This is a genomic window from Ottowia cancrivicina (genome assembly GCF_029813755.1).
GTDB lineage: Bacteria > Pseudomonadota > Gammaproteobacteria > Burkholderiales > Burkholderiaceae_C > Ottowia > Ottowia massiliensis.
Map to the genome: position 1 here is coordinate 1 of NZ_JARVII010000043.1, position 8,506 is coordinate 8,506.

Here is an 8,506-nt window from a genome sequence, read left to right on the forward strand (position 1 = left end):
CCGCATCCAGCGGCACGGCCTGCTGAAGATCCATGCCGTCGCTGTAGGTGTATTGCTTGAAGCTGGCGTCCATGGGAATCCAGGCGTCGGGTGTGCTCTGGCCGGGCACATGGCGCGCGCCCCAGCCGGGGTGGTACTGAATGAAGGCTTCGGCCCACACGTGCTCCATGCGAATGGCCACGGGTTGGCCGCCTTTGACCAGCAGGGTGTTGGCAATGCCGCCCTGGCCCAGGATTTGTTGCAGGGCTTCAGGCGTTTTCAGGCCCCCGGCCCAGTTCTGCGCTTGCGCCAGCGGAATATCCACCGTGCCATAGACATAGCGGGCGGCGATGCCGCTGCTGCGCAGCAAGGCAATGAGCAAGCTGGCGGTGTCTGTGGCGTTGCCCGCCTTTTTGTCCAGGGTGTCGGCCGCGCCTTGCACGCTGCCCTGGGTGGGCGTGTAGTGAATGTGGTCATGCACCCACTGGTAAATCTTCAAAGGGTTGCGCTCTAGCTTTTGGGCCAGCTGGCGGATTTCGGGGCTGTCGGGCGCTTCCGGCGTGAAGGCCGTGTCGGCAGCCGTGGCGGCGCTGGCGGCTTTGGCTTGCGGCAGGCCGAGTTTTTGTTGCAGGGCGGCTTCGCTTTCGGCGGGCCGGGCTTCAAGGGGTTTTTGCACTTGCCAGGGCAGGCGCTGCCAATCAATGAGCGAGGGGGCCGGGCGCGGGGCGTTGTCTGCCAGAAACTGTTGCAGGGCGCGGCGGGCGGATGCCTGGGCGCTGGCGCTGCTTTTGGCTTCGGGGCCTTGCGCAGCTTCAAGCAGGGCCATCAGACGATGGTGCTTGTCAAGAAACTGCTGCTCAAGAGCCGCTTGCCTTTCAAGGATGGCAGCCTCCACGCCTGCGGCTTGCCACTGCTGGCGCAGCTGCTGCGATTGCTGCCGGATGCCCTCGGCGTAGGTTTGCAGGGTTTGCGCGCTGGCCAGGGCTGCGGCGGACATGGCTTTGGCGCTGCCCTGGCTTTCGTTTTGCAGCGCCTGTTCAATGGCTTGCAGGGCCTGGGCGTAGCGCTGTTCGTCGGAAGCGGCGCTGTCTTCAGCGGCCTGTGCAGCGGCCAGCTGTTTTTGATGCTGCATGGCGCGCGCCAGCGGCGCGAAGCTGGTGTTCAGCAAGGCGGCAATGACCAGCCAGGACACAAGCCGCAAGGCGCGCCCGCCCAGGCCGCAGAAGGCAGGGCGGTCCAGGCCGCCGTGCTGCACTAAAAGCTGGCGGCGTGCGCCCGTTTGCAGCGAATGGAGCAGAAAGCGGGCGGTCATGGCTGGGTCTCCTGTGTGGCGTGGTCAAGATGGCAGGGGTGATGGGCGGCGCGGCGAATGGCGCCGTTTTTGCGGCGGCGCGCGGTCAGGGCCACAGCTGCGGCAAGCAGCGCCAGCGCGGCCGGACTGCTGGCAGGCACGGCAGCGATGCGGCCTGACGGGCTGGGCGTCGGTGTCGGTGTTGGCGTCGGTGTTGGTGTTGGTGTTGGCGTTGGCGTTGGCGTTGGCGTTGGCGTTGGCGTTGCAGTGTTTTTCTGCACCGTGTATTGCGCCGTTGCGGTGGCCAGGGTCACGCCGGTGTCGTAGGTCTTGCGGGCTGTCTGGCGCTTGAGGTTGTGGCCGCTGCCGATGAGGCTGGCCTGCACGGTGTAGATGCCTTCGGGGGCATTGCGCAGTTTCTGGGCAGCCTGCAATTCGCGCAGGGCGCGCGGGGCCAGCTGGCCCAGTGCATGGCTGTGGGTGAAGACCACGCTGCCTTGCGGGCCGCGCACCGTGAGCTGCACGCTGGCGTCGTCAATGATGGCGTTGGCGGCCAGACTGGCGGCCACGTTGGCGATGAACACGGCGTCATCAGGCGCGTAAACAGCTTTGTCGGTGGCGACGGCGAGGCTGGCCGTGGGGCGCGCCGCGCCGCCCGCAACGATGGCAAACGCCGCGCTGTCTTGCGCAGCGAGCCGGCCTGCGGCGTCAAACAACTGGCCGCGCAAGGTGTAGTTGCCGGTCAGGGTCAGGCCGGTGTTCCAGGGCTGCGTGGCGCTTTTTGCAGCACTGGCGGCCAGCGTGCCCAGCGGCTGGCGGGTAAAGCGGGCCACTTCGGCGCCTTGGCTGTCTTCAATGCTCAGTTGCAGTTCAAAGTCAGCGGGCAGGCTGCCCTGATTGGTGGCGGCGGCATTCAGGCTCACGGGGGCATTGGGGCCGTAGGCGGGCTGGTCGGTGCTCACATGCAGCGCTGCCAGCGCATTGGCGGCTGCGTCAGGGGTGATTTGCTGACGGTTGTTGGCTACGTTGCATTCGGCGTTGGCGCGCGCTTCATCCACCACGGCTATCAGCGGATCGTTGCCTTGCAGGGCGGCAGCGGGCAGCGCCACATCCAGCCATTCGCCTGTTCCGAGCGCTGGCAAGGCCACTTCACCCAGCAGGCGCGTGCCTTGGTAGAAGCGCACGGCGCTGGCTTGAGCAGGGCTGCCCGCGTTGCCCACGCGCGCCGCCAGCCGCACGGGCTGGCCCGCGCCCTGGTCGATCAGGCGCAGGCGTCCCAGCGTCAGATCCACCGTTTGAGCGGCAGTACCCAGCGCCTGCGCCATGGCAGCAGCCACTTCGCCCGCGCTGTAGGCCACGGTGACCTTGCCGCCATGCTGGCTGTTGGCGGGCTTGGGCCAGGCGTTGGCTTCCAGCTCGGGCAGATTGACGGTGCCAATGCCGATAACGTCCACGCGGCTTACGCCATTGGCCACCGTTTTGGACAGCTCGGAAAGAGCCTTGGGAATGCCTTCCCAATATCCGTCGCCCACGGTAATAACGGTCCTGCTGGAGGCGATCTGAGGCAGCGTTTTCATGTATTCGGACATGCGCCGCACGCAGGTCGGGCCGGAGCTGTAGCCGCCGTAGTTGCGCTTGTCTTTCAAGTTCTTGATGAGCTGCGGCAGCACGGCAGGCGTGATGATTTGCGCCTCATGCAGCGGAATGCCGTTGCCGTAGTACATCTCCTGATCAGTGCCCAGCATGAAGCGGATGGAGCCGTCATGCGGAATGATGTTGGGGTTTTCGACCGCCTTGATGACGCCTTCCATCTCCAGGTTGTAGAGGTGGCTGACGCTGCCGGAGGTGTCAATGCACACGCCCACGTCCTGCACGCTGCCGCCGCCCGCGCAGGTCACGCCCACGCGCAGGGTGTTGTTGCCTTCGATGTTTTCAATGACTTCCAGCCCGCTGTCGGCCATGACGTAAATGGGCGCATCACGGAAGGGCAGCTCCTCATTGCGGATCCGGAACGTCACGCTTTGCGATTGCTGCTGTGCCAGCGCGGCTACGCGCTCGCGGCCCAGCAGGGTGTCTTCGCCTGCGTCCCAAGCCTGGTTGCCGTTGGCGTCGATGAAGGCGATGACGTCAAAACCGCCCGCGTCGTAATTGCTGTTGTTGGTGACGGTGGCTGAAAGAGTGCCGCTGGCGCGGAAGGTGTGGTCATCCATTGTCAGCGCCGAGCGGTCGGCGCGGCTGACCATCAGGTCAGGCAGGGCCGCGTTATAGCTGCGCTTGAGCTTGATGGTGTCTAGCGCTTGCGAGGCCACGCCTTGGTAGGCAAAAGGCAATAGCGCGGAGTCATAGCCAGTCAGGCTCACCAGCACGCGGGCGTTGGTTTGCGTCAGGCCGTTGAAGGCAAAGCGGCCATCGGCTTGGGTGGCGCCTGTCTGGCGGCGCAGTACAGCAGTGCCCAGGGAGACTTCTTCCAGAACCAGTTGTGCGCCAGCCAGTGGCTCCAGGGTGTCAGCGTCCACGACGGCGCCGGAAACGTCCCATTGGATGGCTCCGGGCTGCGAGAGGGGCGTGAGGGGAATACGCGCCTCGGTTGTGCCCGTCAGGCGCAGCGTTTGGCGGTAGGCAGCGTAGCCGTCGCGCGTGACTTCAAGCTGCGCGTCACCTGGCAGAACACTGGCGAACTCGTAAGCGCCGTTGGCCGCCGTGGTGACGGCGCCTGCGCCCGTGAGCGCCACTTTCGCGCCCGCCACGGGTTGCTGGCTGACGGCATCGACCACCTGCCCGTAGAGCCTGTGCTGAGGGTTGGCTTGCGGCAGCAGCTCCACGGGCAATTCGTAGCGCCGTCCCGGCTCAACATGGACGGAAGCCACAGCCGATTCGTGCCCCGCCGCCGAAATCTGGATTTGCGTGCTGCCGGGCGCGAGGTTTTCCACGCTGGCGCGGCCGTCTGCTCCCGTTTGCGCGGTGCGCTGGTTCGCGCCGGTGAGGATGATTTCGGCGCCTGCCAGCGGTGTGCCCAGGCCGCGCGCCTGCACGCTCACTTCCAGCCGGGCCGGGCCGGATGAAGCGGATTCGGGCTTGAGCGCCACGTTGAAAACAGTGGCGCCGCCTTGTATTTGCACCTCCTGGCTGTGGGTCTGATAGCCCGCTTTCTCAAAAACAGCGGTTTTGTTTCCGGCAATGGCGTGGCCGGCAAATTCGTATTCGCCCTGAGCGTTGGTCTGGGTCTGCCACGTGCTGCGCTCCAGCCGCACGGAAACGCCTGCCAGGGGCTGCTGCGTGCCGGCATCCGTGACGACGCCTTTGAAAACCACCTTTCCTGCAATGGCCTTGCGCAGGGAAACGGTCAGTTCGGTGCGCATGCTTTTGGGGGGCATTTCCAGCGGCACCACAAGCCGCTCATAAGCGTTGGTGCGCGTGATGGTGATGCGGTTGTCGCCCGCTACATCCACCATCAAGGCCGTCGCCTGGCCGTTTGAGCCGGTGTAAACGGTACGCCCCTGGAAGAAAACGCTGGCGCCTTGCAGGGGCTGGCCGGAGTCGGCATCGAGCACGGTGACCAGCAATTCCGGCTTGCGGAAAACCGGGTTGAATTCAATCACCTGCCCAGCCACGGCGTTGAGCGAGGCCGTGACGGCAGGAAAGTTGGAAAAAGCCGCCGTAATTTCCAGCGTGCCTGCCGGCAGGTCATTCAGCTGGTACTGGCCGTTGTTATTGGTGCGCGCTTTTTGTCCGGCCACTTCAATGACGGCAGAAGAAACGGTGTAGTAGTTTGTGCCATTGAACTGCCGCGCAACTCCTTTCAAGGTAACCCCGGCGCTGGCGTTGCCGCTGCTGCTTGCCGTCATGCGGATGGCCCCCAGATCCAGCTGCTGGCCGGGTTGCAGTTGCAAGGGTGTTATCAGTGGACGAAAGCCGCTGGCTTGTATTTCCAGCTGCCAGGCGCCAGCGGCCAGGCGCTCAAAGCTGAAGCGCCCCTGCGCGTCCGCCGCCGTTTGCAGGCTCGCCTGCGACAGGCGTGCAGTGGCGCTGGCAAGGGGCAGCCCCGCTTCATCCACAACCTGCCCTCGCACGCTGGCCAGATCAGGATTGGTGGCGGGTTGCGCGGCCAGCCGCAGCGCGCGCAGAGCTAGCGCTGTCAGGTGTGGATCGCCCGCCCAGCTGCCATCAGGCCGCTGGGCCTGTTTCAGTGCCGTGAGGGCGGGCTGCATGGCTGCTGCCGTGTCCAGCCCTGGCAGCACGGCCAGCAGGGCCTGGGCGGTATGCAGATCGCTGCTCCAGGCTTGTTGCGGATTGCGCTGGGCAGTGAGCCAGGCGCGCGCTTTGGCAAGGGCGGCCTGCGCGGCGGGCTGTTGCCGCCAAGGCAGCAGGGCCTGGGCGGCAAGGGCGGTGGTGATGGTGGCGTCGCCATCTGGCGCAAGGGGCCAGGAGCCGTCAGCGTGCTGGGCGCTGGCCAGCCATTGCAGCGCCTTGAGTGTGGCCTGGGCGCTGGCGCGGCTGGCGGCCAGGGCGCGCAAGGCCCAAGCTGTGTCCAGCGCGTTGCCGGGCAGGCCCTGTGCGGCGCCAAAGCTGCCATTGGGGTTTTGCAGCGCGGCCAGTGCGTCCAGCAGACTGGCATCGTCCGCGCCTGCCTGCTGGCGCGTGAGGGCGCGCTGGGCAAGGTAGCGGGTGGCGGGGGCCGTGAAGCCGTCCATGCCTGCAATCAAGGTGGCAGGCACGCTGGCGTTCAGCGCCTTGAGCGCGGCAACCGTTTCATGGCGCGATTGCGCGGGCAGCGCAGGCGAGGCGGATTCGCTCGCCAGGCTGCCATCGGGCTTGGTCTGGGCTTGCAGCCATTGCTGGCCTTTTTGTAGCGCGGGGTCTGGCCCGCCTTGCGCCACGGCCTGGCAGGCCATGAACAGCAGCATGAGCAGGCATACCAAGCTGTGACGTGCGGATTGGCCGCCCTGTGCCCTGAACCACTGCATTTCTGTTCCCTGTACAAGAGTTGTTTCTGACGAATGGATACAGAATAAACGAATTCAGTAATGAAGACACATGGCACGCGCGCAAGCAAGCAGCGGATTGCGTGAACGAATTCACGCAATCCGCCGTTTTTATGGCTGCCAGGGCCGCTGCATGGCGCAGGTGGTGGGCATTTCGGCTTCGCTGGCGGGGATGTCGCGCACGATGCGAAAGCCGTAGCCGCTGCCTTCCACGTCAAAAGGCACGCCGGGCGCGCCTTGCTTGTCCATCACGCCGACAACGAGGTTTTGCTGGAACTGGTGGTCTTGCGCGCGCATGTGGCCGCTGCGGCCGGCCAGTTGCACTTTGGCGTTTTCAAGGCTGGCGGCGATGTGGGCGGCGGTGGGGCCGCCGGGGCGCTTGCTGGCGGCGTCGATGGCTTGCGCCAGCGCTTCGATGAGCAGTTGCTGGCGCAGGTGCACGTAGTCGTCTTCGGGTTTGGGGAAACGCTCGCGGAAGGCCTTGTAGAAGGCGGCGCTTTCGGGCGCGGGCACGTTGGGCATCCAGTCGGCCACGGCAAAAACCTTGCCTATGCCCGCTTCGCCAATGGCGGCGGGCGCGCCCAGGGCGTTGCCGTAGAAGGTGTAGAAGCGCCCGTCAAAGCCTGCTTCGCGCACGGCCTTGACGAGCAAGGTGAGGTCATTGCCCCAGTTGCCGGTGAGCACGGCTTGCGCGCCGCTGTTTTTGATTTTGGCGGCGTAGGGGGCGAAGTCTTTCACGCGGCCCACGGGGTGGAGTTCGTCGCCCACGATTTGCACGTCGGGCCGCTCTTTTTCGAGCTGGCGGCGCGCTTCGCGCAGCACGGCCTGGCCAAAGCTGTAGTCCTGCCCGATGAGGTAGATGCGCTTGAGGTCTTTGTCTTCTTTGATGACTTGCATGAGCGCGGCCATGCGCATGTCGGCATGCGCGTCAAAGCGGAAATGCCAGGGGCTGCAACGCTCGTTGGTCAGGGCCGGGTCAATGGCCGAGTAGTTGAGAAACAGCACCTGCCGCTCTGGCTCGCGGCGGTTGTGTTTGTTGATGGCGTCTATCAGCGCGGCGGCCACGGCCGATGAGTTGCCTTGCAGCACCACGCGCGCGCCGTGGTCAATGGCCGCGCGCAAGGCGGCCAGCGATTCGTCCACCTGGCCTTTGTTGTCGTAGCGGCGCAGTTCGATTTGCACGCCGCCACGGGCATTGACGCGCTCGCTGGCCATGAGCAGGTTGCGCCAGACGGATTCGCCCGTGTTGGCAAAGGGGCCGGACAGGGCTTCGATGAAGGCCACCTGCACGGGCGCGGGCTTGCCAGCGGATTGAACAGGGGCCGCTTCAGCGGCCAGAGCCGCGCCAGGCAGGGCGGCGCAGGCGGCCAGAGCCAGCAGGTTTTGCAGCAGGGCGCGGCGGGGGGGATGTGTCATGGGGGTGCTCCTTGGATGGGGAAAAAACGGGAATGCTAGGCGCTGGATGAGCGGGGCAGAACACTTGCCATTATTTAGCTTCTCTTTCTGTAGCAATGGGTCCTAGTGGAATGGGCGCAAGAGCCTGTTTCATGCCCCTGAATTTGCTCCTGTTTCTGATGATCAAGAGCGCTTGTCAAGACTTGCTCATGGCTTGCCGCAAAGGGCGGCGCAAGGTGGTTCCGCTCTATTTCTTTTCCTGAAAAAGGGGACAGAGAGCAGGTCGGCAGTTCGCACAAACCAGTCCAGCCACTCCGCGCTCCAGCCTTGTCAGAGAGCTTGCCCACAATCTGTTCGCGAGTGTCTGTTCGCCAGTGCAGTAAGTGCGGACTTGGGGCGGCCTCGGGCGCTTGTGGCTGTTGCAAATCTCTAATAAGGCGTGAGGTCCACCTGCGCTTTGCGCCCATCCCGATGCGCCTTTTTGCCCCTCATGGTCAGATCGTGGGCAGGTGCTGATAAAAAACCATCGCCCGCACAAGCCGGGAATGCAGGCGGCCTGCGAGGTAATAGAAGAGAGAAGAGGAAAGCGGATTGAATTCGCTCCTTAATCAATAGCGTTGGGTCCTAGTAGAACGTGCGCAAAGCGGCCTTTTGACCCCTCAAATTTGCTCCTGTTTTTGCCACCGCCCGGCCGCGCTCACTGCCAGCGCAGGGTCGCCAGGTCATTGACCGAGATGGGCATCTGCTCCCACAGCCCTTGCAGCCCCTTGCGGGCGGCGGTCAGCCAGTGCGGCTGGTACAGGAAGATGGCAGCGGCGTCTTCAGCCAGCAGGCGCTGGGCCTGCTCCAGCAGCTTCAG

Annotated in this window: 3 protein-coding genes; all 3 read right to left on the reverse strand. The window is 64.8% G+C overall.

Annotated features, from left to right (window positions below; all coding sequences use genetic code 11):
• Nucleotides 1-1,291 (reverse strand): transglutaminase-like domain-containing protein (locus tag QB898_RS12680; RefSeq protein WP_279525246.1); only part of this gene is annotated, 1,291 nt, incomplete at its 3' end.
• Complete coding sequence (locus tag QB898_RS12685; RefSeq protein ID WP_279525247.1) at nt 1,288-6,234, reverse strand: carboxypeptidase regulatory-like domain-containing protein; 4,947 nt, start codon at nt 6,232-6,234, stop codon at nt 1,288-1,290. The genes QB898_RS12680 and QB898_RS12685, both read right to left, overlap by 4 nt.
• A 129-nt stretch (nt 6,235-6,363) precedes the next feature.
• Nucleotides 6,364-7,668, reverse strand: coding sequence for a branched-chain amino acid ABC transporter substrate-binding protein (locus QB898_RS12690; RefSeq protein ID WP_279525248.1), 1,305 nt, complete (start codon nt 7,666-7,668; stop codon nt 6,364-6,366).
• Between the last annotated feature and the right edge of the window lie 838 nt (nt 7,669-8,506).